Genomic DNA, 21,210 nt, shown 5'->3' on the forward strand with positions numbered 1-21,210 from the left:
GGGTCAGGCTCCCGGCAGCGGCGTCCGCGCGGTGTCCCGGGTCACCCGACGCACCGCCCAGACGGTGATCAGCAGCAGCAGCGCGTACGGCGGGTAGCCCAGGGCGAGCCGGGCCACGCCCAGCGCGGTGTCCTGGTGGGCCAGGTAGAGCCCCGCCTGCACGCCTACCTTGGCCAGCCACACCACGCCCCACAGCACGGTGAGCTGGGTGAAGGTACGCACCAGCCGCGGGTCGTCCCGCCACTCCGAGCGGCCCCGGGCGACCAGCACCGACCAGATCCAGCCCACCAGCGGCTGCCGGATGACGGCCGACAGCAGCAGGGCCAGCCCGTAGCCGATCCCGTAGAGGATGCCGGGGAGGTAGAAGTCCCGCTCGTCGCCGGTCCGCCAGGCGATGGCGGCGCCGATGGCGATGCCGAACAACCCGTTGACCGCGTGCCGGATCGGCCGGCGCTGGGCCAGGCGCAGCCCGGCGATCAGCAGCGCCACCGCCACCGAGGCGATCACCGCAGGGCGCAGCTCGCCCAGCACGTTGGCGATCACGAAGACCACCACGGGGATGCTCGACTCGACCAGGCCCCGCCAGCCGCCGAGCTGGTCGGCCATCTGCTCGGCGATGCTGGGCAGCCGCTCGTCGTCCTCCGGCCCGAGTTCCGGCCCGGCGGACCGATGCTGTCCGGTCGTCACTTCGGCGACTCCAGCTCGTAGTACGGGTTGTAGATCACCTTGCGGTCGTCCCGGACGGCCAGCCGGCCGCGGGCGGTGAGGTGCCGGCCCGGCTCGATGCCGGCGATGTGCCGCCGGCCCAGCCAGACCAGGGTGACCACGTCGCTGCCGTCGTAGAGGTCGGCCTCCAGCGTCGGCAGGTTGGTCCGGGGCGTGTAGACCACCGTGCGCAGCCGCCCGTTGATCGACACCACCTGGCCCCGCATGCACTGCTGGGCCGGCATCCCGCCGGACTCCGCGCTCTCCCGGCGCAGCTCCTGCGCCTCGATCTCGGCTTCGCTCGCGGTGAGCCGATGCAGTAGCCGCCGCAGCGACACCCGGCTCTCGTCGGTCGTCATGACCTCCGCGTCACCCTCTCCAGGCTGGCCGGCCGCGCCGGCACTGGCTCGGCCCCGGGATGCGGGAACCGTCCCGCCAGCGTACGCCGATCCGGCCCGGCTGCGGAGCCGGCGTCCGCCGGACAGGGGACGGGCCCGGCACCGTCGACGGGAGCCGACGGGACCGGGCCCGTGGGGTACGTCTCAGGCCTCGCGCTGCCCCGGCGCGGTCTGCTGCGCGGCCGCCTGCTGTTCGGCGACCTCGCGGGGCAGCCGCAGCGGCAGCGGCTCGCGAACCGGCTTGGCCTCCTGGCCCCGGTCGACCACCAGGCCCTCCAGGCAGCGCGCGAGCGGGCCGGCGACGGCCGGGTTGCTGGCCGCCTCGCCCTGGTAGACACCGCGGACCATCCAGCGCGGGCCGTCGATGCCCACGAAGCGCAGGTCGGTCAGCCCGTCCGGGGTGCGGACCCGGGCCTTCAGCTCGGTGCCGTAATCCCCCTGCACCTCCTGGGCGGCGGCGCCGTCGTTGTACAGCGACTGCCGGATCTCCTCGCGCACCTCGTCCCAGATGCCCTCGGACCGGGGCGCCGCGAAGACGCCGAGCTGCAGCGCGTTGTCGCCGTGCACCAGCACGACCTGCTGGATCACGCCCTGCGGGTCGGCCTGGACCCGCACCTCGACGTCCGGCACCGCCGGGATCTGGAGGCTGCCGAGGTCCAGCCGGGGTTCGTCGGGCGCCTCGGCGAGGTCGTACGGACCCCGGGACGGCGCCGAGGTCGACTCCTCGCTCTCCGGGGCGTCGAGCACCTCGTCGGCCCGCTCGTCACGCGCGTGCCGCGCCTCGCCGGCCCGCTTTCGGGAGAAGATCACTGCGCCCGCCCTCCGCTGTTCACACTCACCCTGCCACCTCTTCCGTCTGCCCGCTCGCCGGGATCGGGACCAGCCCGGCATGCCCGCCGGTGGACCCGTGCCCGCCGGCCCCGCGCCGGGACGCGGGCAGCTCCGCCACCGGCTGGAACTCGGCCCGCGCGACCCGCTGGACGACGAGCTGCGCGATCCGGTCACCCCGGCTGATCTTCGCCGGTGTCTCCCGATCATGATTGATCAGGTTGACCAGGATCTCACCCCGGTAGCCGGCGTCGACCGTACCGGGCGCGTTGAGCACCGTCACGCCGAGCCTGGCCGCCAGCCCCGATCGGGGATGCACCAGCCCGACGTACCCCTCCGGCAGGGCGATGGCCACGCCGGTCGGCACCAGGGCGCGCCCGCCGGGCGGCAGCTCCACGTCCGCTGCGGCCACCAGGTCCGCGCCGGCGTCGCCGGGATGGGCGTACGCCGGCAGCGGCAGCTCCGGGTCGAGCTGCCGTACGGGCACGGGTACGACGTCTGTCACGGTCTTCCTCTTCCGTCCGGTCCTTGCGGGGGTGACCCTGCCATCCTGCCGGTTGGCCGGCCCGCCGTGCGCCGTACCCTCGGACTGTGAGCCTGTCGTCGTCCTCGTCCGCCGCGACCCCGCCGGTGACCGCCGCCGGGGAGTACACGGAGCGGCTCGGGCTGCCGTGGTGGGCCTGGCCGGTCGGCCTCGCCGTCGCCGGCCTGCTCGCCGCCGAGCTCTGGATGGGCGCCACGGGCGTCCGGTCCTGGCTGCCGTTCGTGCTGCTGATCCCGGCGGCCCTGGCCGCGCTCGGGTGGCTGGGCCGGATCCGGGTGGCGGTCCGCGACGGCGAGCTGCGGGTGGACGACGCCCATCTCCCGGTGCGGTACGTCGCCGACGTGGTGCCGCTGGACGCCGCCGGCCGGCGCGAGGTGCTCGGCGTCGGGTCGGACCCGCTCGCCTTCGTGGTGCAGCGCCCGTGGATCGGCGGGGCGGTGCAGGTGGTGCTGGACGACCCGGCCGACCCGACCCCGTTCTGGGTGATCAGCACGCGGCACCCGGTCGAGCTGGCCACGGCGATCCTCGCCGCTCGCGGCGCCGCCTGATCCCCGCCTCAACCCCATCCCCCGCCGGCACCGAGCCGGCCTGATCCGCAGTGCACGGAGAAAGTGGCTGCCGGTCGCGGGGTCAGGGCAGCGCGAGGCGGGAGCCGGGGAGCTCCTGGCGCTTGCGGCGGAGGTCCTTGCGGAGCTGGTCGGCGAGGTTCCGGGTGGCCCGGCGGTTGAGGTAGCCGGCGACGGCGGCACCGGTCAGGAACGGGCCGAGCGTGGTCAGGTTGCGGCCGAACCGGCGCAGCAGGCTGTCCCGCAGCTCCCGGCGGGCCGCGGTGCCGAGCACCGCGCTCACCCCGACCCCGGGCAGCATCGGGTTGATCCCCCGCTGGCTGGCCCAGGACTGGATCAGCGCCACGGCCCGCTGGGTACCGCCGGTGGGCAGCGGCACCCGGTAGACCTCGTGCAGCTCGCCGATCAGCTTCAGCTCGATCGCGACCACGGCGACCGTCTCGGCGGCCAGCAGCACCGGGGCGGAGAGCAGCGTCGGGGTGACGGTCCACTCGACCGCGGCGACCCCGCCACCGGCCGCGCCGATCCCGGCGGTGGCCCGGGCGGCGTTGCGGACCAGCCGCTCGGCCAGCTCTTCCTCGGTCAGGCCGGGGAAGTGCCGCCGGAGCGTGGCCAGGTCGCGGACCGGTACGTGCGGGGCGACCTCGGCGACGGTGTCCGCCATCCAGCGGACCGCGGCCCTCGGCTTGAACAGGTCCGCGAGGCCCCGGACGCGGGCCTGGCCGACCAGCCGGGTGAGCAGCTGCCGGCGCCGGGCCGGGGGAAGGTCGTCCGCGGTCAGCGCGGCGACCGTCGCCCCGAGCTGCTCCGCCGCACCGCCCTCGGCGGACGACTCGGCCGCCCCCTCGGCCGCGCGCTCGGGCCGCTCGGTCGCCCCCTCGGCGGGCGGCGCGGGCGGCTCGGCCGGTCGGTCGGTCCGTCCCGGGGCGCCGGTCCCGGCGGCGTCCGGTGCTCCGGCCCGCTCGCTGTGCTCGCTCACCCGTCCGCCCTCCCGTGCTCGGGGCGGCGTGGCAGGCCGCCGGTACGAGTCAAGCAGCTTCCCGCCACCGGCGCACGGCGGCTCGAAGAGCGGCGGCCCCGTCGAGGAGGCCGCCGCCGGTGACACGCGTCGGGATCAGGCGCACTCGCGGCAGATCAGCTCGCCGTGGCGCTCGACCGCCAGTTGGCTGCGGTGGTGGACCAGGAAGCAGCGGGCGCACCGGAACTCGTCCTGCTGCATCGGTAGCACCTTGACCGTGAGCTCCTCGTCGGCCAGGTCGGCGCCGGGCAGCTCGAAGCTCTCCGCCACCTCGGCCTCATCGACGTCCACGGCGCCCGACTGTGAGTCGACCCGCCGGGCCTTGAGCTCTTCGAGGCTGTCCTCGCCGAGGTCGACCTCGTCGCGACGCGGGGCGTCGTAGTCGGTGGCCATCGGTTTCACTCTCCCATATCGATATGGTCACTTCCGGTTGTAACGCCGGAGGACGCTGTTTCAGTTCCACTGGCCGGCCACCACTTTGTGTCGGTCACCCGACCCGACGACCGGTGGGCCGAGTCCGCCAGAGAGGAACACCCCAGCGAGCGCGGAACCTTACCCCCCCATTGGGCGAGGCATGTATACCGCCCTCGTGGCAGAGATGTACGCCCCTGCGCCCGAAGTTGTTCCCAATGTGACTCAGGCGACACGAAGATAGGGGTAGTACTACCCGTTCCCTGGGTGGCGCGCCGGCATGTCGGACTGTTTCCACGCCACGGCCGGACACCCGTTAACCTCAGCGGCGTACTCGACGGCCGGCGGGTGGCCCGACCGCCGACGGCCGCCGCCGCCCAAATTCTGTTCCGGGGAGCGCCCAGATGAGTTTTGCACGAGTGCGGGCACTCGTTGTCGTCGGTCTGCTGGCGGTCGTCGCCCTGGTCTTCGTCGTCGTCGCGATGGTCCGCGACACCCAGGGCAAGGCGGGCACGGCCGCCGGTTGCCCCAAGGGCTGGCCGCTGGCGGACGTCACGCTGCGCGAGCCGAAGGACGTCAAGATCAACGTGTACAACGGGACCGACGAGGTGGGCCGGGCCGGCAGCGTCGCCGACGACTTCCGCAACCGCAAGTTCCAGGTCAAGAAGGTGGGCAACGCCCCGGCCGTCGACGCGGTCGCGGTGCTGCGCTTCGGCCCCAAGGGGGTCGGCTCCGCGCACCTGCTGCGGGCCTACTTCCTCGACAACGCCTTGCAGAAGTTCGACGCGAAGCGCACGGACGACACGGTCGACGTGATCCTCGGCAACTCCTTCCAGCAGCTCGCCACCACCACCGAGGTCAACCAGTCCCTGGGCGACCTCGGCTCGCCGATCGCCCCGCCCGAGACCTGCCCGGCCCCGGTCGACAAGTAGGGCCCGGCCAGTCCAACGATCGCCCCCACCGGGCGGTGTCCCCACCCCGGGACGCCGCCCGGTGGCACGTTCGGCACCCCGACGGGCCGATCCCCCGAGCACCGGTGGGCTCAGGGGCCGCCGGAGGCGTCCAGGGCGGCGAGCCGGGTGTGCAGCGGGTCGAAGAGCGCCGGAGGCACGGCGAGCACCAGGTCCGGGCCGGGCGGCCGCCCGGACAGACCGGTCACCAGCAGTCCCGCCTCGCGGGCGACCAGGCCGCCCGCGGCGAGGTCCCAGGCGGCCAGCCCCTTCTCGTAGTAGGCGTCGACCCGCCCCTCGGCGGCCAGGCAGAGGTCCAGCGCCGCGGCGCCCATCCGGCGGATGTCCCGGACGTGCGGGATCAGCTCGGCGACCACCCGGGCCTGGTGCGCCCGACGGCCGGCGTCGTAGCCGAACCCGGTGGCCACCAGCGCCTGCCCCAGGTCGGTCTCGGTGGAGCAGCGCAGCCGCTCCCCGTCCCGCCAGGCGCCGCCGCCCGCGGTGGCCGTCCACTCCTCCCCGGTGGCGACGTTGCGCACCACCCCGGCCACCACCTCGCCGGCCACCTCGGCGGCCAGCGAGACCGCGCAGTACGGCAGCCCGTAGAGGTAGTTGACGGTGCCGTCGATCGGGTCGACGATCCAGCGCACCCCGCCGTCCGGGGCCGACCCGGCCTCCGCCCCGCCGTACTCCTCGCCCAGCACCGCGTCGTCCGGGCGGAACGTACGCAGGGCGTCCAGCACCTGCCGCTCGACGGCGCGGTCGGCGGCGGTGACCACGTCGGTGACGGTGCTCTTGGTCGCCGCGACGGAGACCCCCTCGACCCGCATCCGGTGCGCGGTGGCCGCGGCGTCCCGGGCCACCGCGACGGCGATCTCCAGCAGTTCCGGCGGGGTGGGCGCCGAGCGGATCATGTTCGTCCCCTTCCCGCACGACCGGGACCGGCCCGGTCGAGCGCGGGTATCATCCTTACAAAGTCCACATCTGCGCCGAATCGGTGGTCCATACCGCCGGTACGCCGTGCGGCGCGGGATGATCGCCGCAGACGGCGTTACAATTCACCCTGCCCACGCGCCACGGACCGCCAGCGACCGGCCGGCCCGGGACACGGGGGTCCCTCAACGACATCGCCCGGCACGGCGTTCCGTGCTGCGCCGGACGACCCGGCCGTGCTCGCTCTTCGCCTCCGGAAGGTCATTCGTGACAGAACCCCGCCAGACCGGCGCCGACGTTCGCTCGCTCACCGACACCCTGATCGCCCACGCGCAGAGCGCCGGCGGCCAGCTCACGTCGGCCCAGCTCGCGCGCACCGTCGAGTCCGCTGAGGTGACCCCGGCCCAGGCCAAGAAGATCCTGCGTGCGCTCTCCGAAGCGGGGGTGACGGTGGTGGTGGATGGCTCTGCCAGCACCCGCCGCCGGGTGGCCGCCGCCCGGTCCGCCACGCCGGCTTCCCGGGCCACCACCGCCAAGACCACCAAGAAGGCCGCCGCGCCCGCCCCGAAGCAGGCGCCGGCCGCCGAGGAGGTCCCGACCCCCGCCCCGCGGAAGGCGACCGCGCGCAAGGCCGCCGGCACCACCGCGGACGTGGCCGCCAAGGCCGCCGCCCCGGCGAAGGCCACCAAGGCGACCCGGGCCACCAAGGCGACCGTGGCGGCGAAGACCGCCGGGGCGAAGCCGGCGAAGGCCGCGCCGAAGGGCGAGGGGCCCGAGGGCGACATCGACCCGGAGGAGCTGGCCGCCGAGATCGAGGACGTCGTGGTCGACGAGCCAGCCGAGCTGACCCAGGCCGCCGAGGCCGACGCGGCCAGCTCCGCCAGCGACAACGACTTCGAGTGGGACGACGAGGAGTCCGAGGCGCTCAAGCAGGCGCGTCGCGACGCCGAGCTGACCGCCTCCGCCGACTCCGTGCGGGCCTACCTGAAGCAGATCGGCAAGGTGCCGCTGCTCAACGCGGAGCAGGAGGTCGAGCTCGCCAAGCGGATCGAGGCCGGCCTCTACGCCGCCGAGCGGCTGCGCGCCGCCGATGAGGGCGAGGACAAGCTCACCCGGGACATGCAGCGTGACCTGCTCTGGATCTCCCGGGACGGTGAGCGGGCCAAGAACCACCTGCTGGAGGCGAACCTCCGGCTGGTCGTCTCGCTGGCCAAGCGCTACACCGGTCGCGGGATGGCGTTCCTCGACCTGATCCAGGAGGGCAACCTCGGCCTGATCCGCGCCGTCGAGAAGTTCGACTACACCAAGGGCTACAAGTTCTCCACCTACGCCACCTGGTGGATCCGCCAGGCCATCACCCGCGCCATGGCCGACCAGGCCCGCACCATCCGCATCCCGGTGCACATGGTCGAGGTGATCAACAAGCTCGGCCGGATCCAGCGCGAGCTGCTCCAGGACCTGGGCCGCGAGCCCACCCCGGAGGAGCTGGCCAAGGAGATGGACATCACACCGGAGAAGGTGCTGGAGATCCAGCAGTACGCCCGGGAGCCCATCTCGCTGGACCAGACGATCGGCGACGAGGGTGACAGCCAGCTCGGTGACTTCATCGAGGACTCGGAGGCCGTGGTCGCGGTCGACGCGGTCTCGTTCTCGCTGCTGCAGGACCAGCTCCAGCAGGTCCTGCAGACGCTCTCCGAGCGTGAGGCCGGTGTGGTACGCCTCCGCTTCGGCCTCACCGACGGCCAGCCGCGCACCTTGGACGAGATCGGCCAGGTGTACGGCGTGACCCGGGAGCGCATCCGGCAGATCGAATCCAAGACCATGTCCAAGTTGCGGCATCCCTCGCGTTCCCAGGTGCTCCGCGACTACCTGGACTGACCGCGCACGTCAACCAGTCGTGTCGGTTTGATCACCAGCCGTAGAACACTCATTGGTGATCGGTCGGTTGCCTGTTTGTGATCGTTGGCGTGGCACCCTTGGTGCACGGCACACTGTCTTCCACGCCAGGTGTGACCTCGGTCCCCCGCGGGCACACAGGGAAGGCAGGGCCCGAACTGGGTGTTGCACGATAGGTGAGCAACCGAAGAGAGTGTTCATCGGTGACGACCAGAGGAGGAAGGCGATGACCCCGACCCTCACGCCGCCGCCCGAGACGGTGAGCCCCCCGGCCGCCGATGAACGGTGCGACCGCTGCAATGCTGCCGGCAAGCTCCGGATCACTCTGGCGGGTGGGAGCGAGCTGGTGTTCTGTGGGCACCACGCGAACAAGTACGCGGAGGATCTCGTGAAGATCACCGTGCGGTACGCGACGGACCCGGAGTTCAGCTGGCGTGGCGCCGATCTGATGGCGAACTGAGTCCGAACAATCCGCAACCCGACATAGCCGGCGGGAGGCCCCACAGGGGCCTCCCGCCGGCTTTTCCACACCCGTGGCATCATGGCGTTGATCATGAAGTTAGCGGCGATGTCGATCTCGAAAAGTGCCGCTAACCTCATGATCACCCGGACCGGGTGAGGTGGGGCCCGGGTTACAGGGTTTGGACGGTGGCGATGCGCTCTTCGAGCTGCTCGATCGTCGCCTGGGCGCTCGGCGGGCCGCCGCAGATCCGGCGCAGCTCGGCGTGGATCTTGCCGTGCGGCTGGCCGGTGCGGTGGTGCCGGGCGGCCACCAGCGCGTTCAACTGCCGCCGGAGCGCGACCCGGCGCTGGGCGGCGCTCATCGGCGGCGCGGGCGCCTCGGCCGCCGGCTCGGGAGCCCGCTGGGCGCTCTTGCGCCGCTGCGCGGCCAACTGCTCGGCCTGCCGCTTGCTCAGCAGCATCGCGACCTGGTCGGCGGTGAGCAGCCCGGGGAGGCCGAGATATTCCTCCTCCTCTGGGGTGCCGGCCTGGGCGGCGGTGCCGAACGACGCGCCGTCGAAGATCACCTGGTCCAGCTCGGCCGTCGCGGAGAGCGCCGCGAACCGCTTCTCCAGCTCGCCGCTGGCCTGGTCGTCCCGCTGGGCGCGCTCCAGCAGGTCGTCGTCGAAGCCGTCGGCGTCCTTCGCCTTGCCGAGCACGTGGTCCCGCTCGGCCTCCATCTCGCTGGCCAGCCCGAGCAGGTGCGGCACGCTCGGCAGGAACACCGAGGCGGTCTCGCCGGGCCGCCGGGCCCGGACGAACCGACCGATGGCCTGCGCGAAGTAGAGCGGGGTGCTGGCGCTGGTCGCGTACACGCCCACGGCCAGCCGGGGGATGTCGACGCCCTCGGACACCATCCGCACCGCGACCAGCCAGCGCTGCTCGGACGCCGCGAACGTCGCGATCCGCGCTGACGCGCCCTGGTCGTCGGAGAGCACCACGGCCGCCTTCTCGCCGGTCACCTGCTCGATCAGCTTCGCGTAAAAGCGGGCGGCCTGCTGGTCGCTGGCGATCACCAGCCCGCCCGCGTCGGGCATGCCGGCGTTGCGCAGCACGGTCAGCCGGGCGTCGGCGGCCCGCAGCACCTGCGGCATCCAGTCGCCGGCCGGGTCCAGCGCGGTACGCCAGGCCTGCGCCACGAGGTCCTGGGTCATCGGCTCGCCCAGGCGGGCGGCCAGTTCCTCCCCGGCGTTGGTGCGCCACCGGGTCTCCCCGGAGTACGCCAGGAAGAGCACCGGCCGGACCACGCCGTCGCGCAGCGCGTCCGAGTAGCCGTAGACCGAGTCGGCGCGGGACCGGAGCAGGCCGTCCCCGCCCCGCTCGTAGGCGACGAACGGGATCGGATTGTCGTCGGAGCGGAACGGCGTACCGGTGAGCATCAGCCGGCGTACCGCGGGCTCGAAGGCTGCCTTCACGCCGTCGCCCCAGGTGCGCGAGTCACCGGCGTGGTGGATCTCGTCCAGGATGATCAGCGTGCGTCGGGTCATGGTGCGCCGCCGGTGCACCTGCGGCGCCATGCCCACCTGGGCGTACGTGACGACGGCGCCGTGGAAGTCGGCGGCGGAGTGCAGGTCGGCGTTGCGGAAGGCGGCGTCGAGCTGGATGCCGACGCGGGCGGCGGCCTGCGCCCACTGGGTCTTCAGGTGCTCGGTGGGGGCGACCACGGTGACGGCCTCGACGGTGCCGTCGTTCAGCAGCTCGGCGGCGATCCGCAGCGCGAAGGTGGTCTTACCGGCGCCGGGCGTGGCGACCGCCGTGAAGTCCTCGGTACGGCGGCGCAGGTACTCCACCATCGCCTTGCGCTGCCAGGCACGCAGGGGCGGGAACGTCTCGAGCGCCGGCAACCGCGGTGCCACGGGTAGCTCCTCTCCGACCGCACGGCGGCGACCCGGGCCGAGGGCCACGGGTACCGCCGCCCATGAAAACGCCTCCGCGCAGAAGGTGCCGCGAAGGCCGACTCAGCATAACCAGCGGGCGCCTTTCTCCCCACTCGACGCCACGCTGGTCACATCCGCCCACCCCGCCGGCAGCGGTTCAGCCCTGCGGGCCGCGGGTCCCGGTGCGGGGCGGACGCAGCGTGGCGACCGGGGCGGACCAGCGCCGCCGCAGCGAGACCAGCCGCAGCACGATGACGAACGCGGCCGCGACGATCAGCCCGGCCGTGTGCGCCTGTCCGTACGCCGACAGCAGCGCCACGATGACCGACCCGGCCAGCGCGGCCAGAGCGTAGATCTCCCGGCGCAGCACCACCGGGATCTCGCCGGTGAGCAGGTCACGCCCCAGGCCGCCGCCGATCGCGGTGAGCATGCCGATCATGCAGGCGCCGACCGCCGGAACGTGCGCCTCGAGGGCCTTGAGCGTGCCGGTGACGGTGAACAGGCCGAGGCCGGCCGCGTCGAGCACGAGTACGGTGGTGCGCAGCCGGGCGAGCTGCGGGTGCAGCCAGAAGACGGCGGCGGCGGTGGCCGCCGCGGTGACCGCGTACCGCCAGTCGGCGAAGGCCAGGGGCGGGACCTCGTCGATGACCAGGTCTCGGAAGATCCCGCCGCCGAGCGCGGCGACGACGCCGACGAAGACCACCCCGAAGAGGTCGAGTCGTTTGGCGACCGCCGCCGAGGCGCCGGAGGCGGCGAAGACCGCGACACCGGTGAGGTCGGCGACGAGCAGGGCGGTGGAGGTGGTCACCGGCGAAGGTTACGTGGGCGGGCGGCGGAGCCGCCCGCGGTCACTCGTCCCAGGAGTCGTAGATCTCCTTGCACTTCGGGCAGACCGGCGAACCCGGCTTGGCCGCCTTGGTGACCGGGAAGGTCTCCCCGCACAGCGCGACGACGAACGTGCCCATGACCGCGCTCTCGGCGATCTTTTCCTTGCGGACGTAGTGGAACATCTCCGGACCGGTGTCGGCGTCCTTCACCTCGGGACGCTCAAGAACCTGTGTGCTCACTTGCTACACCTCCAAATTTCCAGTTTGGCAGCTTCTTCGAGGGCGGTCCACCGCAGGTGGCCGGATGACGGCCCGTACCGTAACGGAAGTGACCAACTTTCACATCCGTTTCGGGACCGAGGTGGCCGACGCCCTGCGCGCCGGGCGCCCGGTCGTCGCCCTGGAGAGCACCATCGTCTCGCACGGCCTGCCCCGGCCGGACAACCTGCTGGTGGCCCGGCAGATCGAGCAGACCGTCCGGGACGCCGGCGCGGTCCCGGCCACCATCGGCATGGTCGCCGGCGAACTGGTCGTCGGCCTGGACGACGCGCAGCTGACCCGCCTCGCCACGGTCGACGGCGTGCACAAGCTCTCCGTACGCGATCTCGCGGTGGCCGCGGCGACCGGCGCGGACGGCGCCACCACGGTGGCCGCCACCAGCGCGGTCGCCGCCGCGGCCGGGATCGGCGTGTTCGCCACCGGCGGTCTCGGCGGGGTGCACCGGGAGGCGGCCCAGACCTTCGACGAGTCCGCCGACCTGGTCACCCTGGCCCGGACGCCGATCACGGTGGTCTGCGCCGGAGTGAAGTCGATCCTGGACGTGGGTGCCACGCTGGAGCGGCTGGAGACCCTGGGCGTGAGCGTGGTCGGCTCCCGGACCCGCCGCTTCCCCGGCTTCTACCTCACCGACGCCGGCTTCGACCTGGACTGGTCGGTGGAGTCGCCGGAGCAGGTGGCCGACGTGCTCCTCGCCCGGGAGCGGCAGGGCGTGCACCACGGCGGGCTGATCGTGGCGAACCCGCTCCCGGTCGACCAGCAGCTCGACCCGGCGCTGCACGACCGCACCCTCGCCGAGGGGCTGGGCATGCTGGCCCGCGAGGGGGTGACCGGGAAGGCCGTCACGCCGTTCCTGCTCGCCCACTTCCACTCGGCCACCGAGGGTGCCAGCCTGGCGGTGAACGTCCGGATCATCCTGCGCAACGCCGATCTGGCGGCACGGATCGCGGTCGCCGCGACGGCCCGCCGTACCGACTCCGCGGCATGAGCGAGCGCCAGCGAGCGAATCATCAGTGCAGCGCCGTGGTGCCTCAGGCCGGCGCCGAGCGCAGTGAGGTGGCGGCATGAGCCGGGTGCCCCGCATCGTCGTCGTCGGCGACGTGATCACCGACGTGGTCGCGGTGCTCTCCGGCCCCCCGGCGACCGGCTCGGACACCGCGGCCGCGATCCGGTTCAGCGGCGGCGGGCAGGCGGCCAACACCGCCGCCTGGCTCGCCGGTCAGGGCGCCGACGTCACGCTGGTAGCCGCGACCGGCGACGACGAGGCGGGCCGCGACCGGGTCGCCGAACTGGACCGGGTCGGGGTGAGCTGCGCGATCGAGCGCCACGAGGGCTACCCGACCGGCACGGTGATCGTGCTCGCCCACGGTGGGGAGCGCACCATGGTCAGCCAGCGCGGGGCGAACCTGCGGCTGACCGCCGGGCACGTCGACCAGGCCCTGGCGGCGGCGCCCGACGCCGGGCACCTGCACCTGTCCGCGTACACCCTGCTGGACGCCGGGTCGCGCGGCGCGGGACTGCGCGCGCTGGCCGTCGCCCGCGAGCGCGGGCTGACCACCAGCGTCGACGCGGCCTCCGCGGCGCCGCTGCGGCGGGTCGGCGCGACGGCCCTCCTGACCTGGGTACGCGACGTCGACCTGCTGCTGGTCAACACGGAAGAGGCGACCGTGCTGGCCGGCGGGCTGGACCCGGCGGCGCAGGCGCGGGCGCTGACCGCGGTGGCCCACCGGGTCGTGGTCAAGCGGGGCGCGGCCGGGGCGGTCTGGGTGGACCGGACCGGGGTGGTCGAGACGGCGCCCGCGCGCGGGGTGGCCGTGGTGGACGTCACCGGGGCCGGGGATGCGTTCGCCGCCGGCCTGCTCACCGCCTGGCTGGCCGGCGCGGATCCGCGGGCGGCCCTGTCCCGGGCCGGCGATCTCGGCGCGCTCGCCGTCTCCTCGGTCGGCGCCCGGCCCACCCCCTGACGGGGTGCCCGGTCCGGGTGTGGCGCCCGGGCCGGGTCAGGACTCGGCGTCGATGACCTTGTGGGGGTGCTCGTCGGCGGGGAGCGCCATCGGCGGGGTCTCCTCGCGGTGGCGCGGATGGAACTTCCCGGCCAAGCGGTGCTGCTCCTTCGGCGGCCGGTCGTTGGCCAGCAGCACCGCCAGCCACGGGATGAGCACCATCCCGACGCCGCACAGCGGCAGCCAGAGCCAGAGCAGGGGTGCCTTCGCGCCGACCAGGATCGCACCGACCACCAGGCACGCGACCCGGACGCCCATCATCAGCACGTAGCGCTTCTGCCGGCTGTTGAGCTGGTCGTCCTGGCTGCGCGCGGCGTCGGTGATCAGGATCGGCTGGTACGCCTGACGCTTCACCACGACCTCCTCGAGGGGTTACCCCTCATCCTGTCACTCCCCGAGGATGATCGGCGAAAATCGTCCCGTGCCGCCTCGTGTTACGCGCGTGGTACGCTCCACCCGTGGCCAACCGGTTCAGCTTCATCGACGAGGCACTGGCCAACCTGCGGGTCTACGACGTCACGCCCGGGGAAGTCTGGGAGGCCCTGCACAGCACGCGACGGGTTATCCGGCACCTCGGGGACGACGTGATGGTGGTCTACGCGACCGCCCACCGGGGGCGACGCCTCGCCGTGCTGCTGGCCGAGGCCGACGGCACCGACAACGACTGGGACATCCTCTCCGCCCGCGAACTGAGCGACGTCGAGGCCAAGCGCTACGACGAGGCGGTACGGAGATCACGCCGACGAGGAGGCGGTCACGATGCACCGTAACGAGGCGACCAAGCGGTTCCACGACGGCGGCGACGCGCTCGCCGACCTGATCGACGAGAGCCAGCCGGCGGAGCTGCCCACCCCCGACACCGACGTGCCGATGGTCAGCCGCTCGGTACGCCTCCCGCTGGAGACGTACGAACGGGTCCGGGCGGCCGCCGAGACGCGCGGCATCGGGGTGACCACGCTGATGCGGCAGTGGATCGAGGCCGGCCTGGCCGACCTGGACGACTCGGCGACGGTCTCGCTGGCCGACGTGCGCCGGGCGCTCGCCGCGCTCTCCCGCCCGACCGCCGCCTGACCGGCGTCCGACACGCTCGACCGGCGTCCGACGGGCCCGACCGGCCTCTGACCGGCGTCCGACGCGTCCGACCGGCCGGGCCGACCGGCCCGGCCGACCGTCAGATCGGCGGCGCGGGCTGCTCCGGCGGCCGGCCCCGGGCGCGCAGCGCGTCGGTCACCGCGATCCCGGCCAGCACCGCCGAGATCGACGCGGCGACCGCCAGCGGAGGCAGCCGGGATGATGATGAACGTCCGCGCCTACCAGGTCACGGTACGGCGGCGGACGGGCGCCGGGTCAGCTCTTCGCGGCCTTCGCCTCCGCCTTCATCCGCTGCTTGTACTCCCGTACCCGGCGCAGCGACTCGGGATCGGTCACGTCGGCCACCGACCGGTACGCGTCCGCGTCGCCGTACCCGCCGGCGGCCTCCCGCCAGCCGTCCGGGGTGACGCCGAACCGCTTGCCGAGCAGCGCCACGAAGATCTGTGCCTTCTGCTTGCCGAAGCCGGGCAGCTCGCCGACCCGGCGCAGCAGTTCCCGGCCGTCGGTGACGTCGGACCAGAGCCGGGCCGGGTCGCCGTCGTACCGGTCGACGAGGACCTGGCACACCTCCTGGACCCGGGCCGCCATCGCCTTGGGGAACCGGTGCAGGGCCGGCGGCTGGGCGAAGAGGGCCACCAGGGCCTCCGGCGCGTATCCGGCCAGTTCCCGGGCGTCCGGCTCGTGGCCCAGCCGCTGGGTCAGGACGTACGGGGAGGAGAACGCCTTCTCCATCGGCACCTGCTGGTCGAGCACCATGCCGAGGAGCAGCGCGAGCGGGCTGCGGGCCAGCATTTCGTTGGCGTCCGGATCGATGGGCAGGGAGAGCGTCATGCCTCCATCCTGCCGGCAGGTCGGTCGCCGGCCGAGCCGACTCCCCGAGCCGCCCCCGGGGGCGACCCGAGGCGGCCCGGTGGACAGGGGTGGCGTCCACCGGGCCGCGCGCGGTGCGGGTCGTCAGTTGACGACGAAGAGCAGCCGGTTCGGCGAGCCGGAGCCGGGGTTGGTCACCTTGCCGGTGGTGGCGTTGCTGGTCAGGTAGCTGGTCACCTGCGCCGGGGTGTACGACGGGTTGGCGCCGAGCACGAGCGCCGCCGCGCCGGCCACGTGCGGCGTGGCCATCGAGGTGCCGCTGATCGTGTTGGTGGCCGTGTCGCTGGTGCTCCAGTCCGAGGTGATCGACGAGCCGGGCGCGAAGATGTCCAGGCAGGAGCCGTAGTTGGAGTACGAGGCGCGGGCGTCGGTGCTGGTCGTGGCGCCGACGGTGATCGCGGAGGCGACCCGGGCCGGCGAGTAGTTGCAGGCGTTGGCGGTGGAGTTGCCGGCCGCGATGGCGTACGTGACGCCGGAGCTGATCGAGTTGGCCACCGCGTTGTCGAGGGTGCTGCTGGCGCCGCCGCCGAGGCTCATGTTCGCCACGGCCGGCTTGACCGCGTTCGAGGTGACCCAGTTGACGCCGCTCACCACGCCGGTGGTGCTGCCGCTGCCGGAGCAGTTGAGCACCTTCACCGCGATCAGGCGGATCCCCTTGGCCACGCCGTAGTTCGCGCCGCCGACGGTGCCGGCGACGTGCGTGCCGTGGCCGTTGCAGTCGGTGTTGTTGCTGTCCACCGTGTTGGTGCCCCAGCTCGCCCGGCCGCCGAAGTCGCTGTGCGTGATCCGGATGCCGGTGTCGATGATGTACGCCCGCACGTTGCTGGCCGTGTTCGGGTAGGTGTAGCTGGCGTTCAGCGGCAGGTTGCGCTGGTCGATCCGGTCCAGCCCCCACGTCGCCCCGGTCTGGGTGCCCTGGGTGGTCACCACCCGGTCCTGCTCGACGTACGCGACGGTCGGGTCGGCGGCGAGCCGGCGGGCCTGCGCGGGGCTCATCTTCGCGCTGTAGCCGGTCAGCGCGGCGCTCCAGACCGTGCCGACCGAGCCCCCGTAGCGCTTGGCCAGGCTGGCGGCGCGGTCCGGGACCGCGGTGCGGGCGGCTAGGCTGTTGGCGGCGCCGACGGCGTCGCCCTTGAGCACCACCAGGTAGCTGCCGCTGATGGCGTCCGGGGCGCCGGCGTAGCGGACGTCGCCGGTGGGCGCGGCGAGGGCGGGGGTGGAGGCGGCGGCGGCGAGGGCCGCGGCGGCGGCCGTGACGGCGAGCGCGCGCAGCGCGCGACGCCGAGGAACGGACACGTCGGACATCGTCTGGCTCCCTACCGGGCGCCCGCGCTCGTGACCCGGGCACCCATCGAAGATGTTGGGGGAGATGGTAGCCAGGCATCGACAGTCATGAAAGAGATAACCTCCGACCTATTCGCCGCCCGGTATGGATCTCGTGGGTGCCGGCCGATCGGCGGCGCCGGGGAGGCAGGATGGCGACGTGGACCGTCATGACATGCTGCTCTCCCCCGCGGGCGTCGACGCGCTGCGCATCGCGCTGACCCGGGTGCGCTTCACCGCCAACGGCATCGCCGACCGGCTCGGCCCGCAGGCCACCGGCGGCGTGGCCCGCAACGACTTCCGGGCCGCGCTGCGCGCCACCGAGGACCGCGACCCGCTCGCCACGTTGATCCGGGTCTTCATCTGCGACCAGACCGAGCTGGAGCCGGCGGTGGCCGCCGCGCTCGCCCCGCTGACGGTCGAGGAGGCCGTCGCCGGCGGGATCGTCGAGCGGCACGGCGACGGCCTGCGCGCCGGCGTCGACCTGGAGCCGTACGGGGACGAGTGGTGGGTGCTCGCCGACGTGCCGGCCAGCGCCCGGCCCGGGAAGCCGCTGCACGCCGAGCACGTGCTCGGCATCGGCGGGGCCACCCAGACGCTGATCGGCGCCACCGTCCGCCGTCCCGTGGAGACCGCACTGGACCTGGGCACCGGCTCCGGCGTCCAGGCCCTGCACCTGTCCACCCACGCCCGGAAGGTGACCGCGACCGACGTCGCGCCGCGCGCGCTGCGCTTCGCCGCCACCACCGCCGCGCTCAACGGGCAGGACTGGGAGCTGCTCCAGGGCGACCTGGTGGCCCCGGTCGCCGGGCGCCGGTTCGACCTGGTGGTCAGCAACCCGCCGTTCGTGGTCGGACCCGGCACCACCACGCACGTCTACCGGGACTCCGGGCGGGTCGGCGACGCGATCGGCGCCGAACTGGCCGCCGCCGCGCCGCACCTGCTCACCGAGGGCGGGACGATGCAGTACCTGGCCAACTGGGTGCACGTCACCGGCGAGGAGTGGGACGAACGGGTGGCCGGCTGGTTCGCCGGTACCGGGCTGGACGCCTGGGTGATCCAGCGCGAGGTGGCCGACCCGATGGCGTACGTCAACCTGTGGCTGACCGACGTCGGGGAGGCCGCCGACCCGCAGCGGATGGCGGCCTGGCTGGACTGGTTCGACGCGCACAAGGTGGAGGCGATCGGCTTCGGCATCGTGTCGCTGCGCCGCGCCGGCCACGACCAGCCGATCGTCCGGGTCGAGGACCTGCGGCAGCGGGTCGAGCCGCCGATGGGCGACCGGATCGCCGAGTGGTTCGACCGGCAGGACTGGCTGCGGGCCCGCGACACCGACGGGCTGCTGGCCGCACGCTACCGGGCCGCCGAAGGGCTCCAGCTGCGGCAGGAGGCGACCATGGGCGACGAGGGCTGGGCGGTGGATCGGCAGGTCCTCGCCATGCCGCACGGGCTGCGCTGGTCCGAGGAGATCGACCCGCTGGTGCTCGCTCTGGTCGGCGGCGCGGACGGCAGGCTGCCGCTGCGCGACCAGCTCGCCCTGCTCGCCGCCGCGCACGACGTCACCCCGGACGAGCTGGCCGAGGCGGCCGGCCCGATCGTGGCGCACCTGGTCGAGCGCGGCATCATCGAGCCGGTGGTGGCCTGATGCGGGCGGTGGTGCAGACGGTCGGACGGGCCGGCGTGACCGTCGACGGCGAGGTGGTCGGCGAGATCGCCGACGGCCTGCTGGTGTTACTCGGGGTCACCCACACCGACACCCCGCAGGTCGCGGCCACCATGGCCCGCAAGATCCACGAACTGCGCATCCTGGACGACGAGCGCAGCGCCGCGGACAGCGGCGCGCCCATCCTCGTGGTGAGCCAGTTCACCCTCTACGGCGACGCCCGCAAGGGCCGCCGCCCGAGCTGGACCGCGGCCGCGCCCGCCGAGCAGGCCGAACCGCTCGTGACGGCGGTGGTGGAGGCGCTGCGGGATCGCGGCGCCAAGGTCGAGACCGGTCGCTTCCGCGCCCACATGCTGGTCGAGAGCGTCAACGTCGGCCCCCGCACCATCCTCCTGGACCTCTGACCCCGTCTCCGCCCGCCCCGTCGATCATGAGGTTGGCGCCGGTTCGATCTCTGTTCCTGCCGCCAAACTCATGATCGACGCGCCGAGGGGGTCAGAAGAAGAGGCCGCGGCGGTGGAGGGACTGGCGTAGCCAGGCGTCCAGCTGGGCGGCCCAGTCGGTGCGGTCGGCCGTCGCGTGGTCGACGGTGAATCTCCCGAAGGCGTCCCGGCCCTCGGTGAACAGGCCGCCCCGCTTGTCGAGCTCCAACACCACCTGCACCTGGTGCGGGTCGGTCACGAAGGTGACCTCCAGCTGGTTGATCGCGCTGGCGTACTGCGGCGCCGGGTGGAACTCGATCTCCTGGTAGAACGGCAGGCTCTGGTGTACGCCGTAGAGGTGCCCGCGCTCCACGTCGGCCCGGGCGAACCGGAAGCCCAGCCGCAGCAGCGCCTCCAGCAGCCGCTCCTGGGCGGGCAGCGGGTGCACCGCCACCGGGTCCAGGTCGCCCTTGTCCACCGCCCGGGCCACCTCCAGCTCCGTACGCAGCCCCATCGTCATGCCGTGCAGGTGCTGGCCGTACAGGTCGGTCAGCGGGGTCTCCCAGGGCACCTCGAAGCGGAACGGCACCTCGTACCGCTGCCCCGGGTCCAGCCGGAACGCGCCGGTCACCGGCCGGCGGCCGAACTCCTGCGTGGTGTCGTACTCGGAGTCGCCGCTCTCCACCTCGACCCGGGTGACCAGGCCCAGCGCCACGTACGTCACGTCCACCGGGTGGTCCCCGCCGACCACCTGGATCCGGCCCTCCAGGTGCCCGCCCGGGCGGCAGTTCGGGTTGGCCAGCACCGTCTCCACCGACGGACCGCCCACTCCCATCGCCTGCATGAGCCGTTTGAAGACCACCGCGTCCTCCCATCGCCTGTGCTGCCGGGCCCGGGTGGCCGACCGCTGGCACGGTAACCGCCTCCGGCAAGCGGCACCGGACGTTCCGCACGGATTGCTGTCGGTTCCCCGATCGCCTCACTCCCGTTTCACGCCTCGACCGCCAAGCTGTTTCGTACCGGCACCACCGGGCCGGCACGCGGCACGGAACCCGGTACGCGGCACGAAGGACACGGGGAGAGACAGAGATGGCCCAGCAGATGATCGAGCACCAGACCCGCCCGGCTGCCACCATCGACGCCGAGCTCGGCACCGACACGCTGACCGACCTGGACGCCACCGACGAGCGCGGCGTCTCCACGGACCTGGTCCGGGCATACCTGAACGGCATCGGCCGCACCAAGCTGCTCACCGCCGCGCAGGAGGTCGAGCTGAGCAAGCGCATCGAGGCCGGCCTGTTCGCCGAGGAGAAGCTGGCCACCTGCACCCCGGTCTCCGCCGAGCTGCGCGCCGACCTGGAGCTGATCGTGGCCGAGGGCCGGGCCGCCAAGGACCACCTGCTGGAGGCGAACCTGCGGCTGGTGGTGAGCATCGCCAAGCGCTACACCGGTCGCGGGATGGCGTTCCTCGACCTGATCCAGGAGGGCAACCTCGGCCTGATCCGCGCCGTCGAGAAGTTCGACTACACCAAGGGCTACAAGTTCTCCACCTACGCCACCTGGTGGATCCGCCAGGCCATCACCCGCGCCATGGCCGACCAGGCCCGCACCATCCGCATCCCGGTGCACATGGTCGAGCAGGTCAACCGGATGGTCCGGATCCGCCGCGAGCTGTCCGTCACGCTGGGCCGGGAACCCACCGTCGCCGAGGTGGCGAAGGCTCTGGAGATCCCCGAGTTCCAGGTGATCGAGCTGATCTCGTACGACCGGGAGCCGGTGAGCCTGGACCAGGCGGTCGGCGACGACGGCGAGAGCGCGCTCGGTGACTTCGTCGCCGCGGTGGACCCGCGCGAGGAGCCGGGCGACGCGGCCGCCAACGGCGAGCTGCGCAACGAGGTACGGATCGTGCTGGCCACCCTCTCCCAGCGGGAGCAGGCGGTAATCCGGCTCCGGTTCGGCCTGGACGACGGCCGGCAGCGCACGCTCGACGAGGTGGGCCGCGAGTTCGGTCTGTCCCGGGAGCGGATCCGGCAGATCGAGAAGGTCACCCTGCTGAAGCTGCGCGCCCCGGAGCGGGCCAACCGCCTGGAGGCGTACGCCTGCTGAG

General features: G+C 73.3%; 25 protein-coding genes. 11 read left to right on the forward strand and 14 right to left on the reverse strand.

Annotated features, from left to right (window positions below):
* Positions 1–3: 3 nt before the first annotated feature.
* The 4 genes from FXF52_RS09015 to dut all read right to left on the reverse strand — a co-directional run bounded on the left by FXF52_RS09015 (position 4) and on the right by dut (position 2,436).
* Complete coding sequence (locus FXF52_RS09015; protein WP_148795336.1) at positions 4–687, reverse strand: DUF3159 domain-containing protein; 684 nt, start codon at positions 685–687, stop codon at positions 4–6.
* Positions 684–1,064 carry an OB-fold nucleic acid binding domain-containing protein gene (locus FXF52_RS09020; protein WP_148795338.1) on the reverse strand — a complete coding sequence of 127 codons (381 nt, stop codon included), beginning with the start codon at positions 1,062–1,064 and terminating at the stop codon, positions 684–686. The genes FXF52_RS09015 and FXF52_RS09020 overlap by 4 nt, the downstream gene beginning before the upstream one ends.
* A 183-nt stretch (positions 1,065–1,247) precedes the next feature.
* A complete protein-coding gene (locus FXF52_RS09025) occupies positions 1,248–1,913 on the reverse strand; it encodes a DUF3710 domain-containing protein (RefSeq protein WP_148795340.1) in 666 nt (221 codons plus the stop codon).
* 25 nt (positions 1,914–1,938) lie between these two features.
* Positions 1,939–2,436, reverse strand: a complete 498-nt coding sequence (gene dut, locus FXF52_RS09030) for a dUTP diphosphatase (RefSeq protein ID WP_148795342.1) — start codon at positions 2,434–2,436, stop codon at positions 1,939–1,941.
* A gap of 92 nt (positions 2,437–2,528) precedes the next feature.
* Here dut and FXF52_RS09035 point away from each other — a divergent pair, with 92 nt between their 5' ends.
* A complete protein-coding gene (locus FXF52_RS09035) occupies positions 2,529–3,023 on the forward strand; it encodes a DUF3093 domain-containing protein (protein WP_148795483.1) in 495 nt (164 codons plus the stop codon).
* Between the two features lie 82 nt (positions 3,024–3,105).
* On the opposite strand, the gene FXF52_RS09040 is transcribed toward FXF52_RS09035, so the two are convergent.
* Both FXF52_RS09040 and FXF52_RS09045 read right to left on the reverse strand, forming a co-directional pair.
* The gene (locus FXF52_RS09040; RefSeq protein WP_370517906.1) at positions 3,106–4,020 is read right to left on the reverse strand and encodes a hypothetical protein; all 915 of its coding nucleotides are present in this window, start codon (positions 4,018–4,020) and stop codon (positions 3,106–3,108) included.
* A 135-nt stretch (positions 4,021–4,155) separates the two neighbouring features.
* Positions 4,156–4,452, reverse strand: a complete 297-nt coding sequence (locus FXF52_RS09045) for a DUF4193 domain-containing protein (protein ID WP_148795344.1) — start codon at positions 4,450–4,452, stop codon at positions 4,156–4,158.
* A gap of 437 nt (positions 4,453–4,889) precedes the next feature.
* Here FXF52_RS09045 and FXF52_RS09050 point away from each other — a divergent pair, with 437 nt between their 5' ends.
* Complete coding sequence (locus tag FXF52_RS09050) at positions 4,890–5,402, forward strand: LytR C-terminal domain-containing protein (protein WP_187413400.1); 513 nt, start codon at positions 4,890–4,892, stop codon at positions 5,400–5,402.
* A gap of 110 nt (positions 5,403–5,512) precedes the next feature.
* Here the strand turns inward: FXF52_RS09050 and FXF52_RS09055 are convergent, their stop codons facing one another.
* Positions 5,513–6,334, reverse strand: coding sequence for an inositol monophosphatase family protein (locus FXF52_RS09055; protein ID WP_148795348.1), 822 nt, complete (start codon positions 6,332–6,334; stop codon positions 5,513–5,515).
* Positions 6,335–6,620: 286 nt separating this feature from the next.
* On the opposite strand from FXF52_RS09055, the gene FXF52_RS09060 reads away from it, so the two are divergent.
* Positions 6,621–8,231 (forward strand): RNA polymerase sigma factor, encoded by a 1,611-nt coding sequence (locus FXF52_RS09060; RefSeq protein ID WP_148795350.1) that lies wholly within the window; start codon positions 6,621–6,623, stop codon positions 8,229–8,231.
* Between the two features lie 244 nt (positions 8,232–8,475).
* Entirely contained in the window at positions 8,476–8,709 is a 234-nt protein-coding gene (locus FXF52_RS09065) for a hypothetical protein (protein WP_073835435.1), read from the forward strand.
* 172 nt (positions 8,710–8,881) lie between these two features.
* On the opposite strand, the gene FXF52_RS09070 is transcribed toward FXF52_RS09065, so the two are convergent.
* The 3 genes from FXF52_RS09070 to FXF52_RS09080 form a co-directional block, all read right to left on the reverse strand.
* Complete coding sequence (locus tag FXF52_RS09070) at positions 8,882–10,606, reverse strand: DEAD/DEAH box helicase (RefSeq protein WP_148795352.1); 1,725 nt, start codon at positions 10,604–10,606, stop codon at positions 8,882–8,884.
* A gap of 178 nt (positions 10,607–10,784) precedes the next feature.
* A complete protein-coding gene (locus FXF52_RS09075; RefSeq protein WP_148795354.1) occupies positions 10,785–11,435 on the reverse strand; it encodes a trimeric intracellular cation channel family protein in 651 nt (216 codons plus the stop codon).
* A gap of 40 nt (positions 11,436–11,475) precedes the next feature.
* Complete coding sequence (locus FXF52_RS09080; RefSeq protein ID WP_148795356.1) at positions 11,476–11,694, reverse strand: DUF3039 domain-containing protein; 219 nt, start codon at positions 11,692–11,694, stop codon at positions 11,476–11,478.
* An 88-nt stretch (positions 11,695–11,782) separates the two neighbouring features.
* Here FXF52_RS09080 and FXF52_RS09085 point away from each other — a divergent pair, with 88 nt between their 5' ends.
* Together FXF52_RS09085 and FXF52_RS09090 are read left to right on the forward strand one after the other, a co-directional pair.
* Positions 11,783–12,718, forward strand: coding sequence for a pseudouridine-5'-phosphate glycosidase (locus FXF52_RS09085; RefSeq protein WP_148795358.1), 936 nt, complete (start codon positions 11,783–11,785; stop codon positions 12,716–12,718).
* Between the two features lie 76 nt (positions 12,719–12,794).
* On the forward strand, positions 12,795–13,694 hold the full coding sequence (locus tag FXF52_RS09090; RefSeq protein ID WP_148795361.1) for a carbohydrate kinase family protein: 900 nt from the start codon (positions 12,795–12,797) through the stop codon (positions 13,692–13,694).
* A 36-nt stretch (positions 13,695–13,730) separates the two neighbouring features.
* Here the strand turns inward: FXF52_RS09090 and FXF52_RS09095 are convergent, their stop codons facing one another.
* Positions 13,731–14,090 (reverse strand): DUF3099 domain-containing protein, encoded by a 360-nt coding sequence (locus FXF52_RS09095; RefSeq protein ID WP_187413394.1) that lies wholly within the window; start codon positions 14,088–14,090, stop codon positions 13,731–13,733.
* Between the two features lie 101 nt (positions 14,091–14,191).
* On the opposite strand from FXF52_RS09095, the gene FXF52_RS09100 reads away from it, so the two are divergent.
* Complete coding sequence (locus FXF52_RS09100; RefSeq protein ID WP_255471815.1) at positions 14,192–14,503, forward strand: hypothetical protein; 312 nt, start codon at positions 14,192–14,194, stop codon at positions 14,501–14,503.
* Positions 14,493–14,804, forward strand: coding sequence for a hypothetical protein (locus tag FXF52_RS09105; protein ID WP_148795366.1), 312 nt, complete (start codon positions 14,493–14,495; stop codon positions 14,802–14,804). The genes FXF52_RS09100 and FXF52_RS09105 overlap by 11 nt, the downstream gene beginning before the upstream one ends.
* A gap of 276 nt (positions 14,805–15,080) precedes the next feature.
* Here FXF52_RS09105 and FXF52_RS09110 read toward each other — a convergent pair whose 3' ends face one another.
* Positions 15,081–15,656: an HhH-GPD-type base excision DNA repair protein gene (locus FXF52_RS09110; protein WP_148795367.1), complete on the reverse strand. Its 576-nt coding sequence runs from the start codon at positions 15,654–15,656 to the stop codon at positions 15,081–15,083.
* 123 nt (positions 15,657–15,779) lie between these two features.
* A complete protein-coding gene (locus FXF52_RS09115; protein ID WP_148795369.1) occupies positions 15,780–17,000 on the reverse strand; it encodes a S8 family peptidase in 1,221 nt (406 codons plus the stop codon).
* A 178-nt stretch (positions 17,001–17,178) separates the two neighbouring features.
* On the opposite strand from FXF52_RS09115, the gene FXF52_RS09120 reads away from it, so the two are divergent.
* Both FXF52_RS09120 and dtd read left to right on the forward strand, forming a co-directional pair.
* Positions 17,179–18,663 (forward strand): methyltransferase, encoded by a 1,485-nt coding sequence (locus FXF52_RS09120; RefSeq protein WP_187413395.1) that lies wholly within the window; start codon positions 17,179–17,181, stop codon positions 18,661–18,663.
* On the forward strand, positions 18,663–19,085 hold the full coding sequence (gene dtd / locus FXF52_RS09125) for a D-aminoacyl-tRNA deacylase (RefSeq protein ID WP_148795371.1): 423 nt from the start codon (positions 18,663–18,665) through the stop codon (positions 19,083–19,085). Before FXF52_RS09120 ends, dtd begins: the two co-directional genes overlap by 1 nt.
* Before the next feature lie 91 nt (positions 19,086–19,176).
* On the opposite strand, the gene FXF52_RS09130 is transcribed toward dtd, so the two are convergent.
* Positions 19,177–19,965, reverse strand: a complete 789-nt coding sequence (locus FXF52_RS09130) for a sporulation protein (RefSeq protein WP_148795373.1) — start codon at positions 19,963–19,965, stop codon at positions 19,177–19,179.
* Positions 19,966–20,192: 227 nt separating this feature from the next.
* On the opposite strand from FXF52_RS09130, the gene sigB reads away from it, so the two are divergent.
* Positions 20,193–21,209 carry an RNA polymerase sigma factor SigB gene (sigB, locus tag FXF52_RS09135; protein ID WP_148795375.1) on the forward strand — a complete coding sequence of 339 codons (1,017 nt, stop codon included), beginning with the start codon at positions 20,193–20,195 and terminating at the stop codon, positions 21,207–21,209.
* Position 21,210: the final 1 nt, after the last annotated feature.

The sequence above is a fragment of the Micromonospora sp. MP36 genome (assembly GCF_008119785.1).
In the GTDB taxonomy this organism is placed as follows: Bacteria; Actinomycetota; Actinomycetes; order Mycobacteriales; family Micromonosporaceae; genus Micromonospora.

Excerpts from the sequence above, each read along its gene's own strand:
- FXF52_RS09020 (WP_148795338.1), bottom strand. The coding sequence starts at position 1,064 with ATGACGACCGACGAGAGCCGGGTGTCGCTGCGGCGGCTACTGCATCGG.
- FXF52_RS09045 (WP_148795344.1), bottom strand. The coding sequence starts at position 4,452 with ATGGCCACCGACTACGACGCCCCGCGTCGCGACGAGGTCGACCTCGGC.
- FXF52_RS09055 (WP_148795348.1), bottom strand. The coding sequence starts at position 6,334 with ATGATCCGCTCGGCGCCCACCCCGCCGGAACTGCTGGAGATCGCCGTC.
- FXF52_RS09065 (WP_073835435.1), top strand. The coding sequence starts at position 8,476 with ATGACCCCGACCCTCACGCCGCCGCCCGAGACGGTGAGCCCCCCGGCC.
- FXF52_RS09090 (WP_148795361.1), top strand. The coding sequence starts at position 12,795 with ATGAGCCGGGTGCCCCGCATCGTCGTCGTCGGCGACGTGATCACCGAC.
- FXF52_RS09105 (WP_148795366.1), top strand. The coding sequence starts at position 14,493 with ATGCACCGTAACGAGGCGACCAAGCGGTTCCACGACGGCGGCGACGCG.
- FXF52_RS09110 (WP_148795367.1), bottom strand. The coding sequence starts at position 15,656 with ATGACGCTCTCCCTGCCCATCGATCCGGACGCCAACGAAATGCTGGCC.
- FXF52_RS09115 (WP_148795369.1), bottom strand. The coding sequence starts at position 17,000 with ATGTCCGACGTGTCCGTTCCTCGGCGTCGCGCGCTGCGCGCGCTCGCC.
- dtd (WP_148795371.1), top strand. The coding sequence starts at position 18,663 with ATGCGGGCGGTGGTGCAGACGGTCGGACGGGCCGGCGTGACCGTCGAC.
- sigB (WP_148795375.1), top strand. The coding sequence starts at position 20,193 with ATGGCCCAGCAGATGATCGAGCACCAGACCCGCCCGGCTGCCACCATC.